This window comes from Streptomyces violaceoruber (assembly GCF_033406955.1).
In the GTDB taxonomy this organism is placed as follows: Bacteria; Actinomycetota; Actinomycetes; order Streptomycetales; family Streptomycetaceae; genus Streptomyces; species Streptomyces violaceoruber.
The window spans coordinates 4,749,034-4,769,577 of the sequence record NZ_CP137734.1 but is presented as its reverse complement, the minus strand read 5'-3'; the positions used below and the strand labels follow the sequence as shown (position 1 = coordinate 4,769,577).

General features: G+C 68.5%; 14 protein-coding genes and 3 rRNA genes. 3 read left to right on the top strand and 14 right to left on the bottom strand.

The genetic code is table 11. From position 1 onward, the window contains the following. Positions 1-46 precede the first annotated feature (46 nt). The 3 genes from rrf to R2E43_RS21505 all read right to left on the bottom strand — a co-directional run bounded on the left by rrf (position 47) and on the right by R2E43_RS21505 (position 5,176). Positions 47-163, bottom strand: a 5S ribosomal RNA gene (gene rrf / locus R2E43_RS21515). Between the two features lie 84 nt (positions 164-247). After that, positions 248-3,369: ribosomal RNA gene (locus R2E43_RS21510) — 23S ribosomal RNA — on the bottom strand. A 280-nt stretch (positions 3,370-3,649) separates the two neighbouring features. Then, positions 3,650-5,176: ribosomal RNA gene (locus R2E43_RS21505) — 16S ribosomal RNA — on the bottom strand. Together the 16S, 23S and 5S rRNA genes form the textbook arrangement of a ribosomal RNA operon. An 835-nt stretch (positions 5,177-6,011) precedes the next feature. Between R2E43_RS21505 and trpS the strand changes: the two genes are divergently transcribed. Continuing rightward, positions 6,012-7,022, top strand: a complete 1,011-nt coding sequence (gene trpS / locus R2E43_RS21500; protein ID WP_003975499.1) for a tryptophan--tRNA ligase — start codon at positions 6,012-6,014, stop codon at positions 7,020-7,022. Here trpS and R2E43_RS21495 read toward each other — a convergent pair. Continuing rightward, entirely contained in the window at positions 6,977-7,981 is a 1,005-nt protein-coding gene (locus R2E43_RS21495; protein WP_003975498.1) for a GlxA family transcriptional regulator, read from the bottom strand. The genes trpS and R2E43_RS21495 overlap by 46 nt on opposite strands. A 74-nt stretch (positions 7,982-8,055) precedes the next feature. Here R2E43_RS21495 and R2E43_RS21490 point away from each other — a divergent pair, with 74 nt between their 5' ends. Beyond that, positions 8,056-8,637: a cysteine hydrolase family protein gene (locus R2E43_RS21490; RefSeq protein ID WP_030873167.1), complete on the top strand. Its 582-nt coding sequence runs from the start codon at positions 8,056-8,058 to the stop codon at positions 8,635-8,637. A 63-nt stretch (positions 8,638-8,700) separates the two neighbouring features. Here the strand turns inward: R2E43_RS21490 and proC are convergent, their stop codons facing one another. From proC to R2E43_RS21455, 7 genes are all read right to left on the bottom strand, one after another. Next, positions 8,701-9,513, bottom strand: a complete 813-nt coding sequence (proC, locus tag R2E43_RS21485; RefSeq protein WP_003975496.1) for a pyrroline-5-carboxylate reductase — start codon at positions 9,511-9,513, stop codon at positions 8,701-8,703. Positions 9,514-9,760: 247 nt separating this feature from the next. Then, positions 9,761-10,561, bottom strand: a complete 801-nt coding sequence (locus R2E43_RS21480; RefSeq protein WP_011028918.1) for an ABC transporter permease — start codon at positions 10,559-10,561, stop codon at positions 9,761-9,763. Then, a complete protein-coding gene (locus R2E43_RS21475) occupies positions 10,558-11,388 on the bottom strand; it encodes an ABC transporter ATP-binding protein (RefSeq protein WP_332056480.1) in 831 nt (276 codons plus the stop codon). The genes R2E43_RS21480 and R2E43_RS21475 overlap by 4 nt, the downstream gene beginning before the upstream one ends. Positions 11,389-11,501: 113 nt before the next feature. Further along, entirely contained in the window at positions 11,502-12,284 is a 783-nt protein-coding gene (locus R2E43_RS21470; RefSeq protein WP_136209341.1) for a class I SAM-dependent methyltransferase, read from the bottom strand. A 598-nt stretch (positions 12,285-12,882) separates the two neighbouring features. Continuing rightward, a complete protein-coding gene (locus tag R2E43_RS21465; RefSeq protein WP_011028921.1) occupies positions 12,883-13,386 on the bottom strand; it encodes a membrane protein in 504 nt (167 codons plus the stop codon). Positions 13,387-13,427: 41 nt separating this feature from the next. Further along, a complete protein-coding gene (locus R2E43_RS21460) occupies positions 13,428-14,102 on the bottom strand; it encodes a DUF4232 domain-containing protein (RefSeq protein ID WP_332056479.1) in 675 nt (224 codons plus the stop codon). 166 nt (positions 14,103-14,268) lie between these two features. Next, positions 14,269-14,598 carry an SH3 domain-containing protein gene (locus tag R2E43_RS21455; RefSeq protein ID WP_016326518.1) on the bottom strand — a complete coding sequence of 110 codons (330 nt, stop codon included), beginning with the start codon at positions 14,596-14,598 and terminating at the stop codon, positions 14,269-14,271. A 185-nt stretch (positions 14,599-14,783) separates the two neighbouring features. Between R2E43_RS21455 and R2E43_RS21450 the strand changes: the two genes are divergently transcribed. Continuing rightward, complete coding sequence (locus tag R2E43_RS21450) at positions 14,784-16,937, top strand: serine/threonine-protein kinase (RefSeq protein WP_319130324.1); 2,154 nt, start codon at positions 14,784-14,786, stop codon at positions 16,935-16,937. Positions 16,938-16,962: 25 nt separating this feature from the next. Here the strand turns inward: R2E43_RS21450 and ilvD are convergent, their stop codons facing one another. The 3 genes from ilvD to R2E43_RS21435 all read right to left on the bottom strand — a co-directional run bounded on the left by ilvD (position 16,963) and on the right by R2E43_RS21435 (position 20,440). Continuing rightward, entirely contained in the window at positions 16,963-18,816 is a 1,854-nt protein-coding gene (gene ilvD / locus R2E43_RS21445; RefSeq protein ID WP_011028925.1) for a dihydroxy-acid dehydratase, read from the bottom strand. A 155-nt stretch (positions 18,817-18,971) separates the two neighbouring features. Beyond that, entirely contained in the window at positions 18,972-19,586 is a 615-nt protein-coding gene (locus tag R2E43_RS21440) for a TetR/AcrR family transcriptional regulator (RefSeq protein ID WP_003975488.1), read from the bottom strand. Further along, complete coding sequence (locus tag R2E43_RS21435; protein WP_003975487.1) at positions 19,583-20,440, bottom strand: sugar phosphate isomerase/epimerase family protein; 858 nt, start codon at positions 20,438-20,440, stop codon at positions 19,583-19,585. The genes R2E43_RS21440 and R2E43_RS21435 overlap by 4 nt, the downstream gene beginning before the upstream one ends. Positions 20,441-20,544 lie beyond the last annotated feature (104 nt).

The window sequence follows — 20,544 nt, the reverse complement described above, 5'->3', positions numbered from 1 at the left end:
AGAAAACCCCGCACCGTTCCCGGTGCGGGGTCTCCCAGCAATAATTGTTCGGCGGCGTCCTACTCTCCCACAGGGTCCCCCCTGCAGTACCATCGGCGCTGTAAGGCTTAGCTTCCGGGTTCGAAATGTAACCGGGCGTTTCCCCTACGCTATGACCACCGAAACACTATGAAACACTCAACCGCACCATGTGTGACACATGGGGTTGTTCGTGGTTTCAGAACCAACACAGTGGACGCGAGCAACTGAGGACAAGCCCTCGGCCTATTAGTACCGGTCACCTCCACACCTCACGGTGCTTCCAGATCCGGCCTATCAACCCAGTCGTCTACTGGGAGCCTTAACCCCTCAAGGGGGTGGGAGTCCTCATCTCGAAGCAGGCTTCCCGCTTAGATGCTTTCAGCGGTTATCCCTCCCGAACGTAGCCAACCAGCCATGCCCTTGGCAGGACAACTGGCACACCAGAGGTTCGTCCGTCCCGGTCCTCTCGTACTAGGGACAGCCCTTCTCAAGACTCCTACGCGCACAGCGGATAGGGACCGAACTGTCTCACGACGTTCTAAACCCAGCTCGCGTACCGCTTTAATGGGCGAACAGCCCAACCCTTGGGACCGACTCCAGCCCCAGGATGCGACGAGCCGACATCGAGGTGCCAAACCATCCCGTCGATATGGACTCTTGGGGAAGATCAGCCTGTTATCCCCGGGGTACCTTTTATCCGTTGAGCGACGGCGCTTCCACAAGCCACCGCCGGATCACTAGTCCCGACTTTCGTCCCTGCTCGACCCGTCGGTCTCACAGTCAAGCTCCCTTGTGCACTTACACTCAACACCTGATTGCCAACCAGGCTGAGGGAACCTTTGGGCGCCTCCGTTACTCTTTAGGAGGCAACCGCCCCAGTTAAACTACCCATCAGACACTGTCCCTGATCCGGATCACGGACCCAGGTTAGACATCCAGCACGACCAGACTGGTATTTCAACGACGACTCCACCCACACTGGCGTGCGAGCTTCAAAGTCTCCCAGCTATCCTACACAAGCCGAACCGAACACCAATATCAAACTGTAGTAAAGGTCCCGGGGTCTTTCCGTCCTGCTGCGCGAAACGAGCATCTTTACTCGTAGTGCAATTTCACCGGGCCTATGGTTGAGACAGTCGAGAAGTCGTTACGCCATTCGTGCAGGTCGGAACTTACCCGACAAGGAATTTCGCTACCTTAGGATGGTTATAGTTACCACCGCCGTTTACTGGCGCTTAAGTTCTCAGCTTCGCCACACCGAAATGTGACTAACCGGTCCCCTTAACGTTCCAGCACCGGGCAGGCGTCAGTCCGTATACATCGCCTTACGGCTTCGCACGGACCTGTGTTTTTAGTAAACAGTCGCTTCTCGCTGGTCTCTGCGGCCACCCCCAGCTCAGAGTGCAAAACTCGTCACCAGGTGTGGCCCCCCTTCTCCCGAAGTTACGGGGGCATTTTGCCGAGTTCCTTAACCATAGTTCACCCGAACGCCTCGGTATTCTCTACCTGACCACCTGAGTCGGTTTAGGGTACGGGCCGCCATGAAACTCGCTAGAGGCTTTTCTCGACAGCATAGGATCATCCACTTCACCACAATCGGCTCGGCATCAGGTCTCAGCCACAAGGTGTGCGGATTTACCTACACACCGGCCTACACCCTTACCCCGGGACAACCACCGCCCGGGATGGACTACCTTCCTGCGTCACCCCATCACTCACCTACTAACCGCTTGGTTCGGCGGCTCCACCACTCCCCTCAACTCCGAAGAGATCAGGGCGGCTTCACGGCCTTAGCATCACGATGCTCGATGTTTGACGCTTCACAGCGGGTACCGGAATATCAACCGGTTATCCATCGACTACGCCTGTCGGCCTCGCCTTAGGTCCCGACTTACCCTGGGCAGATCAGCTTGACCCAGGAACCCTTAGTCAATCGGCGCAAACGTTTCTCACGTTTGTATCGCTACTCATGCCTGCATTCTCACTCGTGAACCGTCCACAACTCGCTTCCGCGGCTGCTTCACCCGGCACACGACGCTCCCCTACCCATCACAGCCGGCGTTGGCCGTATTGCTGCAATGACACGACTTCGGCGGTACGCTTGAGCCCCGCTACATTGTCGGCGCGGAATCACTAGACCAGTGAGCTATTACGCACTCTTTCAAGGGTGGCTGCTTCTAAGCCAACCTCCTGGTTGTCTGTGCGACTCCACATCCTTTCCCACTTAGCGTACGCTTAGGGGCCTTAGTCGATGCTCTGGGCTGTTTCCCTCTCGACCATGGAGCTTATCCCCCACAGTCTCACTGCCGCGCTCTCACTTACCGGCATTCGGAGTTTGGCTAAGGTCAGTAACCCGGTAGGGCCCATCGCCTATCCAGTGCTCTACCTCCGGCAAGAAACACACGACGCTGCACCTAAATGCATTTCGGGGAGAACCAGCTATCACGGAGTTTGATTGGCCTTTCACCCCTAACCACAGGTCATCCCCCAGGTTTTCAACCCTGGTGGGTTCGGTCCTCCACGACCTCTTACAGCCGCTTCAACCTGCCCATGGCTAGATCACTCCGCTTCGGGTCTTGAGCGTGCTACTAAAAACGCCCTATTCGGACTCGCTTTCGCTACGGCTTCCCCACCCGGGTTAACCTCGCAACACACCGCAAACTCGCAGGCTCATTCTTCAAAAGGCACGCAGTCACGAGGATGGAGCAAGCTCCATCCCGACGCTCCCACGGCTTGTAGGCACACGGTTTCAGGTACTATTTCACTCCGCTCCCGCGGTACTTTTCACCATTCCCTCACGGTACTATCCGCTATCGGTCACCAGGGAATATTTAGGCTTAGCGGGTGGTCCCGCCAGATTCACACGGGATTTCTCGGGCCCCGTGCTACTTGGGTGTCTCTCAAACGAGCCGTTGACGTTTCGACTACGGGGGTCTTACCCTCTACGCCGGACCTTTCGCATGTCCTTCGCCTACATCAACGGTTTCTGACTCGTCTCACGGCCGGCAGACCGTAAAAGAGAGATCCCACAACCCCGCACACGCAACCCCTGCCGGGTCTCACACGTATACGGTTTGGCCTCATCCGGTTTCGCTCGCCACTACTCCCGGAATCACGGTTGTTTTCTCTTCCTGCGGGTACTGAGATGTTTCACTTCCCCGCGTTCCCTCCACACTGCCTATGTGTTCAGCAGCGGGTGACAGCCCATGACGACTGCCGGGTTTCCCCATTCGGACACCCCCGGATCAAAGCCTGGTTGACGACTCCCCGGGGCCTATCGTGGCCTCCCACGTCCTTCATCGGTTCCTGGTGCCAAGGCATCCACCGTGCGCCCTTAAAAACTTGGCCACAGATGCTCGCGTCCACTGTGCAGTTCTCAAACAACGACCAACCACCCGTCACAACCCACTCACGCGGATTTTTACCGGGGCCGGCAACTGAAGGCGACCTCACGGCCGTACCCTCAGATACCCAACAGCGTGCCCGACACCCTTGCCTTCCCTTACTCGTGTTCCACGCCGAAGCAGTACTGACGAGAAGATCAGGATCAAGTGTGCCGAGTAGTCAACGTTCCACCCATGAGCAACCGTGCAGGACATTTGCCTGCAGTCGGCTATGTGCTCCTTAGAAAGGAGGTGATCCAGCCGCACCTTCCGGTACGGCTACCTTGTTACGACTTCGTCCCAATCGCCAGTCCCACCTTCGACAGCTCCCTCCCACAAGGGGTTGGGCCACCGGCTTCGGGTGTTACCGACTTTCGTGACGTGACGGGCGGTGTGTACAAGGCCCGGGAACGTATTCACCGCAGCAATGCTGATCTGCGATTACTAGCGACTCCGACTTCATGGGGTCGAGTTGCAGACCCCAATCCGAACTGAGACCGGCTTTTTGAGATTCGCTCCACCTTGCGGTATCGCAGCTCATTGTACCGGCCATTGTAGCACGTGTGCAGCCCAAGACATAAGGGGCATGATGACTTGACGTCGTCCCCACCTTCCTCCGAGTTGACCCCGGCGGTCTCCCGTGAGTCCCCAACACCCCGAAGGGCTTGCTGGCAACACGGGACAAGGGTTGCGCTCGTTGCGGGACTTAACCCAACATCTCACGACACGAGCTGACGACAGCCATGCACCACCTGTACACCGACCACAAGGGGGGCACCATCTCTGATGCTTTCCGGTGTATGTCAAGCCTTGGTAAGGTTCTTCGCGTTGCGTCGAATTAAGCCACATGCTCCGCCGCTTGTGCGGGCCCCCGTCAATTCCTTTGAGTTTTAGCCTTGCGGCCGTACTCCCCAGGCGGGGCACTTAATGCGTTAGCTGCGGCACGGACAACGTGGAATGTTGCCCACACCTAGTGCCCACCGTTTACGGCGTGGACTACCAGGGTATCTAATCCTGTTCGCTCCCCACGCTTTCGCTCCTCAGCGTCAGTATCGGCCCAGAGATCCGCCTTCGCCACCGGTGTTCCTCCTGATATCTGCGCATTTCACCGCTACACCAGGAATTCCGATCTCCCCTACCGAACTCTAGCCTGCCCGTATCGACTGCAGACCCGGGGTTAAGCCCCGGGCTTTCACAACCGACGTGACAAGCCGCCTACGAGCTCTTTACGCCCAATAATTCCGGACAACGCTTGCGCCCTACGTATTACCGCGGCTGCTGGCACGTAGTTAGCCGGCGCTTCTTCTGCAGGTACCGTCACTTTCGCTTCTTCCCTGCTGAAAGAGGTTTACAACCCGAAGGCCGTCATCCCTCACGCGGCGTCGCTGCATCAGGCTTTCGCCCATTGTGCAATATTCCCCACTGCTGCCTCCCGTAGGAGTCTGGGCCGTGTCTCAGTCCCAGTGTGGCCGGTCGCCCTCTCAGGCCGGCTACCCGTCGTCGCCTTGGTGAGCCATTACCTCACCAACAAGCTGATAGGCCGCGGGCTCATCCTTCACCGCCGGAGCTTTCGAACCTCGCAGATGCCTGCGAGGGTCAGTATCCGGTATTAGACCCCGTTTCCAGGGCTTGTCCCAGAGTGAAGGGCAGATTGCCCACGTGTTACTCACCCGTTCGCCACTAATCCCCACCGAAGTGGTTCATCGTTCGACTTGCATGTGTTAAGCACGCCGCCAGCGTTCGTCCTGAGCCAGGATCAAACTCTCCGTGAATGTTTACCCGTAATCGGGTGACACCACGAGAGCGGAACAGTCGGAGGAATAATCCGACCGTTCACAGCGTCCTCGCTGTTGTGTTACTTCAAAGGAACCTCAACCCGAACGGAGATCCGATCAGGTCGGGGTATCAACATATCTGGCGTTGACTTTTGGCACGCTGTTGAGTTCTCAAGGAACGGACGCTTCCTTTGTACTCACCCTCTCGGGCTTTCCTCCGGGCGCTTCCCTTCGGTCTTGCGTTTCCGACTCTATCAGATCTTTCCGATCCGATTTCCTCGGTGCTTTCCAGGTTCCCGCTTTCGCGTTTCCCTTTCCGGCGGTTCCGACTCTATCAGATCCTTTCGGGCCCTGATTCCCCGTCAGAAGGGGTTGTCTCCGCGGCTGTTGGGCCGTTTCAACGAGGTGAGACTCTAGCGGACTCCCGGCTCCCGAGCTAATCGGGGGCCGCGTTCTTTCGAACGTGGATTCCTCATTCCGTTAATACACGCACCGTCAGAACGACGACGCCGACAACGCGACTCTCGTCGAAGAGTGGTGAGTACTTGCGGAATCGCTGTCCGGGGACCGACCGGGGTCGGCGCTCACGTCGGACAACTCGGAGAACACTAGGAGGGTGGGAGGGCCGTGTCAAATCCCGGGTCGTACGGCCTCCAGGGGCGTACTGTGGGGTGCGTGATGACGCGTACGTGTACCCAGCTCTGGCGGGCCGCCTGACGGCGGCCGTACACACGTATGCACTCGACGGCCGCCGCTTCGGCGGCCGTTCTCGTATCTCCCTCCAGGAGGGGCGGCCGGCGGGTGGCGGCGGCCCTGACCAGGAGGTGGAGAGATGACACGGGTCTTCAGTGGGGTCAAGCCGACCGGGCACCTGACGCTGGGGAACTACCTGGGCGCCATGCGGCGGTGGGCCGCGGTGGACCAGCACCGGTCCGACGCGCTGTTCTGCGTCGTCGACCTGCACGCGCTGACCGTGGACCACGATCCGGCGCGGGTGCGCAGACTCAGCCGGCAGGCGGCGTCGCTGTTGCTGGCGGCGGGGCTGGATCCCGAGCTGTGCACCGTGTTCGTGCAGAGTCACGTGGACGAGCACGCCCGGCTGTCGTACGTACTGGAGTGCGTGGCGACCGACGGGGAGATGCGGCGGATGATCCAGTACAAGGAGAAGGCCGCGCGGGAACGGGTCCGCGGCGGGAGTGTGCGGCTGTCCCTGCTCACGTATCCCGTGCTGATGGCGGCCGACATCCTGGCCTACGGGACGGACGAGGTGCCGGTCGGGGAGGACCAGACGCAGCATGTCGAGCTGGCGCGGGATCTCGCGGTGCGGTTCAACCAGCGCTACGGGCACACGTTCGTGGTGCCGCGGGCGACCAGTCCGGCGGTGGCGGCTCGGGTGATGAATCTGCAGGAGCCCGCGTCGAAGATGGGGAAGAGCGACGACACCGGGCCGGGGATCGTCTATCTGCTGGACGAGCCGGACGTGGTGCGGAAGAAGGTCATGCGGGCCGTGACCGACAGCGGACGTGACGTGGTGTACGACCCGGAGGAGCGGGCCGGGCTCGCCAACCTGCTGGAGATTCTCGCCGCCTGCACGGATGGGGAGCCCGCGGAGCTGGCCGGCGGGTACGACTCGTACGGCGCGCTGAAGAAGGACACCGCGGAGGCGGTCGTCGAGATGCTGCGGCCCGTGCGGGAGCGGCACATGGAGCTGTCCGCCGATCCCGGGTACGTGGACGGTGTGCTCCGGGAGGGGGCCGAGAAGGCCCGGGCGATGGCACGGCCGACCGTGGACGATGCCTACCGCGCGATCGGGCTGCTGCCCCCGGTGAACGCGGCCCGGTAGGCGCGGGGGCTGGTGGCGAGGCGTGCTGCGAAGTGCTGGCGCATCATGACCTCGCTGCCGAACCCGGCCCGGCGGGCGACCTCGGGCATGGGCAGGTCGGTGCGTTCGAGGAGCTTCTGGGCCGCGGCGATGCGCTGGTCCAGGAGCCAGCGCAGCGGCGTGGTGCCGGTGGCCGCCGCGAAGTGGCGGGCGAAGGAGCGCGGGGACATGCCGGCACGGGCGGCCAGGTCGGCGACCGTGAGGGGCTCGTCAAGGTGGCGCAGGGCGTGTTCGCGGACGCCGGCGAGGGCGTCGGCGTCGCGGTCCGCGTGGTGGGTGGGGTGCTCGATGAACTGGGCCTGGGTCCCGGTGCGGAAGGGTGCGGTGACCATCGAGCGGGCGATGGTGGCGGCGGCTTCGGCGCCGTGGGCCAGGCGGACCAGGTGCAGGCAGAGGTCGATGCCGGCCGCGGTGCCGGCGGCGGTCCAGATGTTGTCGTCCTCGATGAAGAGGGCGTCCGGGACGACCGTGACCCGGGGGTGACGGGTCCGCAGGAGGTCGAGCAGGCGCCAGTGCGTGATGGCGCGGCGGCCGTCGAGCAGCCCGGCCTGGGCGAGGGTGAAGGCGCCTCCGCACAGGGCGGCGACGGTGGTGCCGCGGTCGTGGGCGCGGCGGAGGGCGGCGAGGACCGGGGCGGGGGCCGGGGTGAGGTGGTCGTCGAGGCCGGGGACGACGACGAGGTCGGCTTCCGCGAGCCAGTCGAGGGGACGGTCGGGGTGGAGGGCGAGGCCGCCGCGCATCGGGACGGCGGTGGTGCCGTCGGCGGCGACGCGGCGCAGGTCGAAGGCGGGGGCGCCGCGGTCGGTGCGGTCGGTGCCCCAGACCTCGGTGATGACGGCGACGTCGAAGGCCCGGATGCCGGGGAAGGCGACGAGGGCTACGCGGTAGGGCGCCGCCGCACTTGCTGCTGCTCCTGCCATGGCTGGCAGTAAACCATCGATCGCCGACTTCCGGACCTCTGGGGCGGGGCGGGTCCGGGCGGCACGATCGGGGCATGGACATCGCTGAGAACGCAGCACTGGTGGTCGTGGACGTGCAGAAGGGCTTCGAGGAGGTCGACTTCTGGGGTACGCGCAACAACCCGGCGGCGGACGACAACATCGCCGCGCTCATCGACGCGTGGCAGTCGGCCGGGCGGCCGGTCGTCTTCGTGCGGCACGACTCGGTGCAGGCCGGGTCGCCGTTGCGGGAGGGGTACGAGGGCAACGGGTTCAAGGAGTACGTGGAGCAGCGGCGCGGGAAGGGGGGCGGGGCCGAGCTGCTGGTCACGAAGAGCGTGAACTCGGCGTTCCTCGGCGCGCCGGACCTGGGCGCCTGGCTGCGGGCGGCGGGGATCGGGCAGCTCGTGCTGGCCGGCATCCAGACGAACATGTGCGTCGAGACGACGGCGCGGATGGGCGGGAACCTCGGGTACGAGGTGGTGGTCCCGTTGGACGCGACGTACACCTTCGGCCTGGAGGGGCCCTTCGGCTGGCGGCAGAGCGCGGACGAGCTGGCGCGGGCGTCGGCGGTGTCGCTGCACGGGGGCGGGTTCGCCCGGGTGGTGACGACGGAGGAGGTTCTGGCCGGGGGCTGACCGGGTGCCGCCGACGCGTGTTGACCGGTGTGCGGTGGGCCCCCGCAGGGGCCGCCGCGGTGGTCAGTCCTTGGTGCCGGTGGCCAGTTCGCGGCTGCGGTCGCGGGCTGCTTCCAGGGCGGCGATGAGGGCGGCGCGGACGCCGTGGTTCTCCAGTTCGCGGATGGCGTTGATGGTGGTGCCGGCGGGGGACGTGACGTTCTCGCGCAGCTTGACGGGGTGTTCGCCGCTGTCGCGGAGCATCTTCGCCGCGCCGATCGCCGACTGCACGATCAGGTCGTGGGCCTTGTCGCGGGGCAGACCGAGGAGGATGCCGGCGTCGGTCATGGCCTCGACCAGGTAGAAGAAGTACGCCGGTCCCGACCCGGAGAGGGCGGTGCAGGCGTCCTGCTGGGACTCGGGGACGCGGAGGGTCTTGCCGACGGCGCCGAAGATCTCCTCGGTGTGGGTCAGGTGGGCCGCGGTCGCGTGGGTGCCGGCCGAGATGACGGACATGGCCTCGTCGACGAGAGCCGGGGTGTTCGTCATGACGCGGACGACCGGGGTGCCGGGCGCGAGGCGCTCCTCGAAGAAGGAGGTGGGGACGCCCGCCGCGCCGCTGATGACCAGGCGGTCGGCCGGGACGTGCGGGGCGAGTTCGTCGAGGAGGGTGCCCATGTCCTGGGGCTTGACCGTGAGGATCAGGGTGTCGGCGGCCTTGGCGGCCTCGGCGTTGGTGACGGGGGTGACTCCGTGGCGGGCGCGGAGTTCGTCGGCCCGTTCCCGGCGGCGGGCGGTGACCAGGAGGTCGGCGGGGGCCCAGCCGGCTCCGATCATGCCGCTGAGCAGGGCTTCGCCGATCTTGCCGGTGCCGAGGACTGCGACTTTCTGGGTCATGGGTTCGGTGCCCTCCGGGGTGTGCGCGTGGTCCGGGGTCATCCTCGCACTGCGGGTGCGGGTGGGGGTTGCGCGTCCAGTCCGCGGGATGCGGCTTGCGGGATGCGGATGGGTGGTGCGGATGGGTGGTGCGGTTCAGGTTTTCGCCCCCGCCGCCCCTTCCCATTCCCGTCCCTGGGGGCTGCCGCCCCCAGACCCCTGCTTTCGGCCCTGAACGGGCCTCGTCCTCAAGCGCCGGACGGGCTGACTATGCCGTCCGGCGTTTCAGGGTTGCCGCGCCCAGAGCGAGGACCAGCAGGGCGCAGCCGGCGACGATCAGGGCGTCGCGGACGAAGGTGGCGGTCATGTCGGTGTGGCGCAGGACCTCGTTCATGCCGTCGACGGCGTAGGACATGGGCAGGACGTCGGAGACGGCCTCCAGGGCGGGGTGCATGTTGTCGCGCGGGGTGAAGAGGCCGCAGAGGAGGAGCTGGGGGAAGATCACCGCCGGCATGAACTGGACCGCCTGGAATTCCGAGGCCGCGAAGGCCGAGACGAAGAGGCCGAGTGCGGTGCCCAGGAGGGCGTCGAGCAGGGCGACCAGGAGGAGGAGCCAGGGGCTGCCCGTCACGTCCAGGCCCAGGAACCAGACCGCCAGGCCGGTGGCGAGGGCCGACTGGACGATGGCGAGGGCACCGAAGGCGAGGGCGTATCCCGCGATGAGGTCGCCTTTGCCGAGGGGCATGGCGAGGAGGCGTTCGAGGGTGCCCGAGGTGCGTTCGCGCAGCGTCGCGATGGAGGTGACCAGGAACATCGTGATCAGCGGGAAGATGCCGAGGAGCGAGGCGCCGATGTTGTCGAAGGTGCGCGGGCTGCCGTCGAAGACGTAGCGCAGCAGGAAGAGCATCACGCAGGGGATCAGCATCAGGAGCGCGATGGTGCGGGGGTCGTGGCTCAGCTGGCGCAGGACGCGGGTGGCCGTGGCCGTGGTGCGGGCGAGGCTCAGGGGGCGGGTGGGGGCCGGGGTGAGGGCGGGTGCGGGGGGCGCGGGGGCCGTGGGCGTGGTCATCGGGTCGTCTCCTTCGTGCGGGCCGCCGCCTTGTCCTTCGCCTCGTCGACCAGGTGGAGGAAGGCTTCCTCGACCGTCTCGGAGCCGGTACGGGTGCGCAGGGCGTCGGGGGTGTCGTCGGCGAGGACCTCGCCCTCGCGCATCAGGAGCAGCCGGTGACAGCGCTCGGCCTCGTCCATCACGTGGGAGGAGACGAGGAGGGTGGCGCCGCGGTCGGCGGCGATGGAGTGGAAGAGGGTCCACAGGTCGCGGCGGAGTACCGGGTCGAGGCCGACCGTCGGTTCGTCGAGGACGAGGAGTTCGGGGGCGCCCAGGAGGGCCACGGCGAGGGAGACCCGGCTGCGCTGGCCGCCGGAGAGGTTGCCGGCCAGGGCGTCGGCGTGGGCGGTGAGGTCGACGTCGGCGATGACCCGGGTGACGTCGTCGTGGCGGTGGTCGGATGCCGCCCGGCCGGGGTCGAGGATCTCGGCGAAGTAGTCCAGGTTCTGGCGGACGGTCAGATCGTCGAAGACGGAGGGGGCCTGGGTGACGTAGCCGATACGGGTGCGCAGGGCCGGGTGGCCGGCCGGGCGGCCGAGGACGTCCAGGGTGCCGGTGACCTTGGCCTGGGTGCCGACGATCGCCCGCATCAGCGTCGACTTGCCGCAGCCGGAGGGGCCGAGGAGACCGGTGATCCGACCGCGCGGAACGGTGAAGCCGAGGCCTCGCAGGACGGTGCGGGGGCCGCGGACGACTGTGAGGTCTTCGGCGTGGACGGCGGGCGGGGCGGGGTCGCCGCCTTGCCCTTCGGGGGGTGGGGAGGAGTGCTCCATCGGGTAATTCATCATGTGATGAATACTCCTCCTGGGCGCTCACGGCGTCAAGCACGGCGGGCAGCGGGCCACTGGCCGCCACCGGCCAGTGGTCACCAGGGCGGCGCGCTGCCACGCCGTCAGGGCCGTCAGGTCGTCGAGGTCGGGGCGAGGAGGAGGTGGACGTCGTACGTCTCCTCGACCAGGCCGTCCGGGAAGACGGCCAGCAGGTGTCGGCGCTCCTCGGCGAAGAAGGCCGTGGCGCGTTCCTCGGTGTCGGTCAGGAAGACCGAGTGGCTGCCGAGGTTGGCCAGGTGGGTGTCGAGGGGGACGCGACGGCTCCAGCGGATCTCGTGGTGGACGAAGTCCAGGTTCCCGGTGGGGTCGGCGAAGCGGGCGTCGAAGTTGCGTTTCTCGGCGGAGAGGTTCAGGCCGGCGAAGTGCCGGTCGATGCGCCGCCCCGAGTCCGCGATCCAGGGCACGTCGTGGGCGTCGGTGTTCCACCACAGCGCCAGCGCGCCGCCCGGCCGCAGCACGCGCAGCGCCTCCGGGACGGCCAGGGTGGGGTCGGTCCAGTGCCAGGACTGGGCGTAGGTGAGCAGGTCGGCGCCGTGGTCGGCGAGGGGCAGGGCGTTGCCGTTGCCGCGCACCACGGGGACGCCGGGGAGGGTCCGGCGGAACTCGGCCGCCATGCCGGCGCCGGGTTCGACGGCGATCACGTCTGCGCCGCGCTCGTGCAGGCGGGCGGTGGCGAGACCCGTACCGGCGCCGACGTCCACGACGCGGGAGCCCTTGAGGGGACGGCCGGTCAGCTCCTCCAGCGCGTCGAAGAGGGCGGGCGGGTAGGAGGGGCGGTTGGCGGCGTACTGGGCCGCGGCCGCGTTGAAGGAATGGGCCCGGGCGCTGTGGTTGGCCTGCGGAGGTGTCGTCATGCGGCCATGGTGGCCCGGTGGATCGGCGGGGCGAAGGGGTTTACGGGAGGCCCGCGGGAGGGGGGCCTCCGGGCCTCTGTCCGGTCTGCCGCTCAGTCGGTCCGTCGGTCGGCCGGTCGGCCGGTCCGTCGGTCCGTCGGTCCGCCGGTCCGTCGGTCGCTCGACCGATAGGGCTCGCGGGCCGCTACTTCCGGCGGCGCCGGTTTACGGGGAGCCACGGGGGCCGCGGAGAGGAGGGGCCCTCCGGACCCTCGATCCGCGCCCCGGCCACTCGGCCGGTCGGCCGGTCAGCCGGTCAGCCGGACGGTCGTTCGACCGTTCGGGCCCGCGAGCCGCTGCTTCCGCCGGCGCCGATTTACGGGGGGCTGCGGGAGAGGGCTCCCGGCTCTGGATCCGCGTCGACCACTCGGCCGGTCAGCCGGTCGGAGCCGGACCGTCGGCAGGCCGGACCGTCGGTCGCTCGGCTCGGTCGGGCCGGTCGGCCCGATGGCCGCTCGACCGCTCGGTCAGTCGACCGCTCGGTCTGTCGGCCGGTCGGCCTGATGGCCGAGCGGACCGATGGCCGGGCGGACCGATGGCCGGGCGGGACCGTGGGGCGTTACTTTCGGCGGCGCTTCTTCATTGGGTTGCCCGAGCGGCGGGTGGTGCGCTTCTCGTAGTCCTCGCGGGCCCTGTCGTACTCGGCGCGGTGCAGTTTCTCGCCCGGTGCCTCGGTGAAGGTGCGGAAGAAATAGGCGAGGAGGGAGCCGACGAAGCCGATGGCGAGCAGGCCACGCATGGAGGCCTGGCGGTCGGGGTCGGGGCGGCTGGTGAAGCCGGACCAGGTGTGGCGGAAGGCCAGGGCGCTGCAGATCGCGAACATCACGATCATCAGCAGCGAGACGAAGCTGCCGATGTCGGCGATCTGAAGGCCCTGGTAGGCGACGCGGAGCACGAAGCAGGCGGCGGCCGCCACGGCGAGCGAGCCCACGGCGAGGCCCGCCCGGCGGGCGGCGTAGCCGTCGTCGTGGTTCACCCAGGTCGTGCCGTAGAACCGGAGGGGTTCGGGGCGGGGACCCGCCTGGGTGTCCGGGATGCCGTTCTTGCCGTTCTCTGCGCTCACGCGTCGATTATGGCCCGTGCCTTCCCGGGCGTGCGGTGCGGTCAGCCGCCCTGGCCGGCGCTGCCGAGCGGGCCGACCCGCACCGGGGTGCCGGAGCCGTCCGTGACGGGCAGCGAGGCGCCGCCCGGCCAGTCGAGGGTGACCGACTTCGTCTCGTCGGGCGGGGTCACCACCAGACCGGTGATGCGGACGCCCGAGCCGCCCGAGTCGTTGACCGGGTAGGTGATGCCGAAGGTCACCGTCTCCCCGTCCTTGAGGACGACCCTGGGGGCCGGGTCGCCCGTGCGCTCGGCGGACACGGTGCCCGAGTTCGTCTTGAGGTCGACGCCCGCGTAGCCCGCGAGGGAGCAGTCCCGGCCGCCGCCGTTCTTCAGGTCGACCGCGACGGTCCCCTCCGTGTCGCCGCCGACGGTGGCGTCGGCCGCCGTGATCTCCAGCTCGTCGGTGCTGCACTTGGCGGCCTTGCCCTCCTCGCCGGCGCCGCCGGTGCCGCCCGAGCCCTCCGTCCCCTCGGTGCCACCGGTGCCGCCGGTCCCGTTGGAGGACTCCGCGGAGTCCGAGCCCGCCGAACCCGAGCCGCCGTCCGAGGAGGCCGCGGTGGAGGCGGCCGGCGGTGCGGTGCTCTGGCCCGCGGCGTCGTCGTCGTTCTGGCAGGCCGTGAGCGAGAGACCGGCGGCGAGGGCCATGGCGGCGATGGTCAGCTTGCGAACGCGCATCGTTGTCTACCTCAGGATCGGTTGGCGTGCCGGTCCGCCCGTACCCATCGGTGCGAGCGGCGCTTCTGATCACCAAGAGCCGCTCGGCCCGGCACACCGTTCCCCCCGGCAACCTCCTAGTACGTCCTCAAGACATCCCTGTTACAAGGTCGGCAGCGTCACGGCGTCAGCAGCGCGGGGCCACCCAACCGTCGCTGCCGGTGAGGATGTACGCGTCGGAGACGTACTGACCGCCGCCGATGTTGTCCCAGATGTTCGAGGTGCCGTAGGGGCCGGAGACCCACTGCCCCGTGCGCTGGCAGTTGATCGTGACCCTGGAGCCCTCGGCCAGGACCCGCACCGTGGAGTAGTTGGTGCCCGGGCCGCTGCGCACGTTCAGGCGGTAGCCCGGCGCGACCGGGTAGGAGCGCAGGGCCGCCGCCGCGACGACTCCCTCGCCCCCTGTCTTTTCGCCCTCTTCCCCGCCGCCGATGTTCTGGACCTGGTCGACAGACATGAAGAAACTCCCCCCGTTGAACACCCCGCGACTTTCGCGGGGCACCGTTGATACCCCAAGAACAAACCATGAAACACCAGTTCGCAACGCGCACGCGCGAGTCGGCAGGCCGCCTCTGTCCCGTACGCCCCATCGACTAGGCTCCGAGCATCGCTCGCGCGAACGAACAGCACGGGGGTGGTTCCATGGCGCCGCAGCGGGATGCCGGAGCGGACGCGGAAGCGGAACTTCCGGAGTACGCCGGCCACTACCGGCTGGAGTCCCGCCTCGGCTCGGGCGGCATGGGCGTCGTGCACCTGGCCCGCAGCACCTCCGGGATGCGCGTCGCGGTCAAGGTCGTACACGCGACGTATGCCAGGGACCCCGAGTTCAGAGGGCGTTTCCGGCAGGAGGTGGCGGCGGCCCGGCGGGTGAGCGGGGCCTTCACGGCACCGGTCGTGGACGCCGATCCGGAGGCCGGACGGCCCTGGATGGCGACGCTGTTCATCCCCGGTCCGACGCTCTCGGAGCAGGTGAAGCGGAACGGGCCGATGGACGAGCCCCAGCTGCGGCGGCTGATGGCCGGACTCGCCGAGGCGCTGCGCGACATCCACCGGGTCGGCGTCGTGCACCGGGACCTCAAACCGAGCAACGTCCTGCTCGCCGAGGACGGTCCGAAGGTCATCGACTTCGGCATCTCCCGGCCCAAGGACAGCGAACTGCGCACCGAGACGGGGAAGTTGATCGGTACGCCGCCGTACATGGCGCCCGAGCAGTTCCGGCGGCCCCGGGAGGTGGGGCCCGCGGCCGACGTCTTCACCCTCGGTTCGCTGATGGTGCACGCGGCGACCGGGCGGGGGCCCTTCGACTCCGACAGCCCTTATGTCGTCGCGTACCAGGTCGTGCACGACGAGCCCGACCTGACCGGCGTTCCGGACTCGCTGGCGCCGCTGGTGCTGCGGTGCCTCGCCAAGGAGCCGGAGGACCGGCCGACTCCGGACGAGTTGATGCGGGAGCTGCGGTCGGTCGCGGCGGCCTACGACACACAGGTGTTCATACCGGCACCGCGGACGGAGCGGGCCGAGACCCCGGCGGAGGCCGGTGCGGAACCTGCGCCGCGGGCTTCCGTCGAGCTGTCCGAGCGGTCCGAGCCGTCCGAGCGGTCCGGGCGGGTCCTGCGGCGGCTCGGGAAGCGGTCGGCACTCGTCGCCGGGGCGGTGGGGCTCGCCGTGGTCGGGAGCCTCGTCGCCGTGCAGGCGTTCGGCGGTTCCGAGCCCGCGGGCACGCCCACCGCGCAGAGCGCGCCGGGCGGTTTCGGGGCGTGGGAGGCGGTGCCCGCGGCGCAGGGCGGCGGGATGCCGCAGTGCTCGTACGCGGCGCGGCGGCTGCTGTGCGCCCGTCCCGGCGTGGTCTTCGCCCTCGATCCGGCCGACGGGAGCACGCTGTGGCGGCACCCCGTCGAGGAGACCGTGCGCAGCGAACCGCCGGTCGTGTCGGGCGGGCTCGTGCAGCCCGAGGTCGGCCTCCTGGGCCCGCTGGAGGCGCTCGACCCCGCGACGGGCGAGCCGGAGTGGCAGGAGGACATGCCCGCGTACGACGGACTGCGCACCGTCGGCGACATGCTGCTGCTCACCCGCGCCGACGGGATGGTCACCGGCGTGGACAGCTCCTCGGGGCGGACGCGGTGGACGCACCGGATCCCCGGGCAGGCGGTGCCGTACTTCACCTCGTTCGCCGGGGAGCGGCATCCGGCGGCGTACGCGACGAGCCAGAGCGCGGACGGGCGCCGGACCCACGTCACCGCGGTGGACCCGGCCGGCGGGGACGTGCGCTGGGACACGGAGCTGGCGGGGGCGCTGACGCCCGTGGGGACGGCGGACGGTTCCGTGTTCCTCGTCGTCGAGGGGGCGACCTACGGCGACGTCACGGCCGTGGTCCGCTACACGCCCGCCACCGGGGCGACCCGGCGGGTGAAGCTGCCGATCCCGGTCGAGCAGGCGTCGGCGTCGGCGGGCGTGCGCGGGGACACCGTGTACCTCATGGGCGCGGGCGGGTCACTGGTCGCCGTCGACATGGCGGCGGAGAAGCAGGCCTGGCGGCTGGAGACGGGCGTGAGCCGGGGCTCGGCGCCGGTCTCCGACGGGCGGCACGTGTACGTCACCGCGCCCGACGGGCGGCTCCTCGGCGTCGACGCGCGCAAGGGCAAGCTCCTCGGGCAGACCCGGCCCCGGCTCGGCGCCGACTCCGACACGGTGCCCGCGTCACTGCCCGCGCCGCTGCTCGCGGGCGGGCACGTGTACGCGGGGGCGCCCGACGGGACCGTGTTCGGGGTGGCGGGGCGGGACCCGGGAGGCTGGTAACCCGCCCCGGGTCCCCCGGTGGGTCTCAGCCCAGCTTGCTGACGTCGCGGACCGCGCCCTTGTCGGCGCTGGTGGCCATCGCGGCGTACGCCTTGAGGGCCGCGGAGACCTTGCGGTCGCGGTTCTTCGGGGCGTACACGCCGTTCAGGGCCTGCTCGCGTCGGGTCAGCTCGGCGTCGTCCACGAGCAGCTCGATGGAGCGGTTCGGGATGTCGATGCGGATGCGGTCGCCGTCCTCGACCAGGGCGATGGTGCCGCCGGCCGCCGCCTCCGGCGAGGCGTGGCCGATGGACAGGCCCGAGGTGCCACCCGAGAAGCGGCCGTCGGTGACCAGGGCGCAGGCCTTTCCGAGGCCGCGGCCCTTCAGGTACGAGGTCGGGTAGAGCATCTCCTGCATGCCGGGGCCGCCCTTGGGGCCCTCGTAGCGGATGACGACGACGTCGCCCTCCTTGACCTGCTGGGTGAGGATCTTCTGGACGGCCTCCTCCTGCGACTCGCAGACGACCGCCGGGCCCTCGAAGGTCCAGATGGACTCGTCGACGCCGGCCGTCTTGACGACGCAGCCGTCGACGGCGAGGTTGCCGCGCAGGACCGCGAGGCCGCCGTCCTTGGAGTAGGCGTGCTCGACGGAGCGGATGCAGCCGCCCTCGGCGTCCTCGTCCAGGGTGTCCCAGCGCTCGGACTGGGAGAAGGCCTCGGCGGAGCGGACGCAGCCGGGGGCCGCGTGCCACAGCTCGACCGCCTCCTTGGAGGGGGAGCCGCCGCGCACGTCCCAGGTCTTCAGCCAGTCGGCCAGGGACGGGCTGTGGACGGAGTGGACGTCCTCGTTGAGCAGGCCGCCGCGGTGCAGTTCGCCGAGGAGGGCGGGGATGCCGCCGGCGCGGTGCACGTCCTCCATGTAGTACGTGCGGTCCTTGGCCACGTTGGGCGCGACCTTGGCCAGGCAGGGGACGCTGCGCGAGAGGGCGTCCATCTCGGCGAGGCCGTAGGAGACCTCGGCCTCCTGGGCGGCGGCCAGCAGGTGCAGGATCGTGTTGGTGGAGCCGCCCATCGCGATGTCCAGCGCCATGGCGTTGCCGAAGGCGGCGGGGGTGGCGATGTTGCGCGGCAGGACCGAGTCGTCGTCCTGCTCGTAGTAGCGGCGGGTCAGGTCGAGCACCGTGCGGGCGGCGTTCTCGTAGAGCGTCTTGCGGGCGGTGTGGGTGGCCAGGACCGAGCCGTTGCCGGGCAGGGAGAGGCCGATGGCCTCGGTCAGGCAGTTCATCGAGTTGGCGGTGAACATGCCGGAACAGGAGCCGCAGGTCGGGCAGGCGTTCTCCTCGATGCGGAGGATGTCCGCGTCGGAGATCTTGTCGTTGACCGCCTCCGACATCGCGTCGACCAGGTCGAGGGTGCGGACCGTGCCGTCGACCAGGGTGGCGCGGCCGGACTCCATGGGTCCGCCGGAGACGAAGACCGTGGGGATGTTCAGGCGGAGCGCCGCGTTGAGCATGCCCGGGGTGATCTTGTCGCAGTTGGAGATGCAGATCAGGGCGTCGGCGCAGTGCGCCTCGACCATGTACTCCACGCTGTCCGCGATCAGGTCGCGGGAGGGGAGGCTGTAGAGCATGCCGCCGTGGCCCATGGCGATGCCGTCGTCCACGGCGATCGTGTTGAACTCGCGCGGGATGCCGCCGGCCGCGGTGACCGCCTCGCTGACGATGCGGCCGACGGGGGCCAGGTGCGTGTGGCCCGGCACGAACTCCGTGAAGCTGTTGGCGACGGCGATGATCGGCTTCCGCCCGATGTCCGCGCCGGGTACACCGGAGGCACGCATAAGGGCGCGGGCGCCCGCCATGTTGCGGCCGTGGGTGACTGTGCGGGACCTCAGTTCGGGCATCGTCGCTCGCTCCTTCGGAGAGTTATGACTGCCGTCGAGCGTACGCCGGTCATCCAGGGGTCGGGACAGGGTGTCCGGAATGCGGGACGCGCGTCTCGTCGTACGCCGTCGGCGGGTGGCGTCGGGGATGGCGTCAGGCGTGCCTCATGCGTGCCTCAGGGGCCGGTGAGGTGGCCCTGGACGACCGGGGCCAGGCGGGCGACGATCTGCTCCGGGTCGGCCGAGGCCAGCGGTTCCACCTTGATCACGTAGCGGAGCATCGCGCACCCCACCAGCTGCGCCGCCGCCAGTTCGACGCGCAGTTCCGCGTCCGGCAGGTGCAGCTGGGCGGCGACCCGGCGCAGCACCTGGGTGGCGATCAGCCGGCGGAAGACGGTGGCGGCGGTCTCGTTGTTCACGGCGGAGCGGACGATGGCCAGCAGCGGCGTCCGGCTGGCCGGGTTCTCCCAGAGGCCGAGGATGAAGCGGGTGAGCCGCTCGCCGACCTCGTCGAGGGGGGCGTCGCCGATCGCGTCGGGGGCCCGCAGGGCCGGTGCGAAGGCGACCTCGATGGCCGCCTCGAAGACCTGCTCCTTGGTGCCGAAGTAGTGGTGGACCAGCGCGGGGTCCACGCCTGCCGCCTTGGCGATGCCGCGCACGGAGGTCTTCTCGTAGCCGCGCTCGGAGAACTCCTCGCGGGCGGTGGTGAGGATGCGGTCGCGGGTGTCCCCGGACTCCGTACCGGGCGGGCGGCCGCGGCGCCGGGTGGTCCCGCCGGCGTCGCCGTTCACCGGCGGTCCGTCCGCGTCGCCGGGCCGCCCGGCACCGGGGACACGGTCTGCGCCAGGTGCAGGCGGGTGAAGGCCAGTGCCTCGGCGAGATCGGCCTCGCGTTCGGCGCCGGACATCGCGCGCCTGGTGTTGACCTCGATGACGACGTGGCCGTCGAAGCCGGTGTGCGCGAGGCGCTCCAGCACCTCGGCGCAGGGCTGGTTGCCGCGGCCGGGGACGAGGTGCTCGTCCTTGGCGGAGCCCTTGCCGTCGGCCAGATGGACGTGGCCGAGGCGGTCGCTCATGCGGTCGATCATGTCGAGGGTGTCGGTGCGGGAGGTCGCGGCGTGGCTGAGGTCGATCGTGAAGTGCCGGTAGTCGTCCTTCGTCACGTCCCAGTCGGGGGCGTAGGCCTGCATCTCGCGGTCGCGGTAGCGCCAGGGGTACATGTTCTCGACGGCGAAGCGGACGTCCGTCTCGTCGGCCATCCGCCAGATGCCGTCGACGAAGTCGCGCGCGTACTGGCGCTGCCAGCGGAACGGGGGGTGCACGACGACGGTGGACGCGCCGAGCTTCTCGGCGGCGGCGCGGGCGCGCTGGAGCTTGACCCAGGGGTCGGTGGACCAGACGCGCTGGGTGATGAGGAGACACGGTGCGTGCACGGCGAGTATCGGCATGCGGTGGTAGTCGCTGAGCCTGCGCAGCGCCTCGATGTCCTGGCTGACCGGGTCCGTCCAGACCATCACCTCCACGCCGTCGTAACCGAGGCGGGCGGCGATCTCGAAGGCCGTCGCCGTCGACTCCGGGTAGACGGAAGCCGTCGACAGGGCGACCTTCGTGTCCTGGATGCGGACGGCGTCGCTTGGTTTTGCCACGGGGGTCAGGTTACGGGGTGGGGTCGGGTGGGTGCGGGGTGCCCGTTCGGCGTTGTGGTGAGTGCCATAGGTGGGGCCCGGGGGGCGAGGCGAGAGTCGGGGGG